Below are 2,548 nucleotides of genomic sequence, written 5' to 3'. Positions count from 1 at the left end.
CGCCCGGTTACATTCCGAACCCGGAAGCTAAGCCTTTCAGCGCCGATGGTACTGCAGGGGGGACCCTGTGGGAGAGTAGGACGCCGCCGAACAATTCTTCAGGACCCCTGGTCCCAGCGTTCACGCTGGGACCAGGGGTCCTTTTGTTTTTTGCTTGACTTTTTCCGATGCGCGGCTGTGTGCCGGCTGCGCGAGAATGACTGCAGTACCCGAAGACAGGAGTCACAACCATGCCCACCAACTCTCCCGACGACCGTCCGGAGCGCGAGCCGCGTCGCAGGGACGGTGACGGTGGCGACCGGGGCGGCTTCCGCGGCCCGCGCCGGGACGACAGCCGTGGTGGGGACAACCGTGGTGGCGGCTTCCGCCGTGACGACCGCGGTGGCGAAAACCGCGGTGGCGACAACCGCGGTGGCGACAACCGTGGTGGCGGCTTCCGTCGCGATGACCGTGGCGGCGACAACCGTGGCGGTGGCGGTGGCTTCCGTCGCGATGACCGCGGTGGGGACAACCGCGGTGGTGGCGGTTTCCGTCGCGATGACCGTGGCGGCGACCGCCCGAGCTTCTCGCGTGACGACAGCCGCGGTGGTGGCGGCTTCCGCCGTGACGACCGCGGTGGGGACAACCGTGGCGGTGGTGGCGGCTTCCGCCGTGACGACCGTGGCGGCGACAACCGCGGTGGTGGCGGTTTCCGTCGCGATGACCGTGGCGGCGACCGCCCGAGCTTCTCGCGTGACGACAGCCGCGGTGGCGGTGGCTTCCGCCGTGACGACCGCGGTGGGGACAACCGTGGCGGTGGCGGTGGCTTCCGTCGCGATGACCGTGGCGGCGACAACCGCGGTGGTGGCTTCCGTCGTGACGACCGCGGTGGTGACAACCGTGGCGGTGGCTTCCGTCGCGATGACCGCGGTGGCGACAACCGTGGCGGGGACAACCGCGGTGGCGGCTTCCGCCGCGACGAGCGGCCCTCGTCCTCGTACCAGCGTGACGACCGCGGTGGCGACAACCGCGGCGGTGGCTTCCGTCGCGATGACCGCGGTGGCGACAACCGCGGTGGCGGTGGCTTCCGTCGCGATGACCGTGGCGGCGACCGCCCGAGCTTCTCGCGTGACGACAACCGCGGTGGCGGCGGCTTCCGCCGTGACGACCGTGGCGGCGACCGCCCGAGCTTCTCGCGTGACGACAACCGCGGTGGCGGCGGCTTCCGCCGTGACGACCGTGGCGGCGACAGCCGTGGTGGCGGTTTCCGTCGGGACGAGCGGCGTGATGAGCGTCCGTCGTCGTTCCGTCGGGACGAGCGGCCCTCGTCCTCGTACCAGCGTGACGACCGTGGCGGCGACAACCGCGGCGGTGGCTTCCGCCGTGACGACCGTGGCGGCGACAGCCGTGGTGGCGGCTTCCGTCGGGACGACCGTGGTGGCGACAGCCGTGGCGGGTTCCGTGGGCGGGACGACCGGGGTGGGTACGGGCGCCGGGACGACCGGGGTGGCCGGGACTTCGACCGGGAGCGCAGTGACAGGGCGCCGATCAAGCGGCTGCCGATTCCGGAGGAGGTCACGGGCGAGGAGATCGACCCGGACGTGCGCCAGGAGCTGATGAGCCTGCCGAAGGGGCTGGCCGAGGAGGTCGCGCGCAACCTCGTCATGGTCGCGCAGCTGATCGACGAGGACCCGGAGCAGGCGTACGGGTACTCCCGGGTGGCCCTGCGGCTCGCGTCGCGTGTGGCGGCCGTTCGTGAGGCGGCCGGGTTCGCGGCGTACGCGACGCAGAAGTACTCCGAGGCGCTGGCCGAGTTCCGTGCCGCGCGGCGGATGAGCGGTGGCGTCGAGCTGTGGCCCGTGATGGCCGACTGCGAGCGCGGTCTCGGCCGGCCCGAGCGGGCGCTGGCGATGGCCGGCGAGCCCGAGGTGCTGAAGCTGGACAAGGCCGGTCAGGTCGAGATGCGGCTCGTGGCCGCCGGCGCGCGCCGGGACATGGATCAGCTCGACGCGGCCATCGTGACGCTGCAGAGCCCCGAGCTCGCGTCCAGCGCCGTTCACCCGTGGACCGCGCGCCTGCGGTACGCGTACGCCGACGCGCTGCTCGCCGCCGGCCGTGAGAACGAGGCGCGGGAGTGGTTCGCGAAGGCCCTGGAGGCCGACAAGGACGGCGCCACGGACGCGTCGGACCGGCTCGCCGAGATGGACGGTGTCGAGTTCGTCGACGCGTTCGACGAGTCCGACGACCTCGACGAGTCCCGTGACGTCGAGGAGTCGGTCGAGGTCGGCGTCGAGGATGTCGAGCTCGACGAGGACGAGGACGAGTACGACGACCGCGACGACGAGCGTGACGAGCGTGAGGACCGCGACGACGAGCGTGACGAGCGTGAGGACCGCGACGACGAGCGTGACGAGCGTGAGGACCGCGACGACGAGCGCGACGAGCGTGACGAGCGCGACGACGAGCGCGACGGCGACCAGGGCTGACGTGGTTGAGCAGTGAGAAGGGGGGCCCCCCACGCCGGCCGCCCCCGCATCTGTTATGGGGTGGGGGGGCGAGAACGGCCCGG

Annotated in this window: 2 protein-coding genes and 1 rRNA gene; all 3 read left to right on the top strand. The window is 72.0% G+C overall.

The features are described from left to right. A 5S ribosomal RNA gene (rrf, locus tag ACFVZH_RS35540) occupies positions 1–92 on the top strand; the annotation flags it as partial. A gap of 193 nt (positions 93–285) precedes the next feature. Then, entirely contained in the window at positions 286–1,596 is a 1,311-nt protein-coding gene (locus tag ACFVZH_RS35535) for a hypothetical protein (protein WP_384904047.1), read from the top strand. Beyond that, entirely contained in the window at positions 1,581–2,465 is an 885-nt protein-coding gene (locus ACFVZH_RS35530) for a hypothetical protein (protein WP_384904045.1), read from the top strand. Before ACFVZH_RS35535 ends, ACFVZH_RS35530 begins: the two co-directional genes overlap by 16 nt. Positions 2,466–2,548: the final 83 nt, after the last annotated feature.

This window comes from Streptomyces sp. NPDC059534, assembly GCF_042743475.1.
GTDB lineage: Bacteria > Actinomycetota > Actinomycetes > Streptomycetales > Streptomycetaceae > Streptomyces.
Note: the sequence above shows the minus strand (reverse complement) of the source record. Positions and strands in the feature narration are given on the sequence as shown.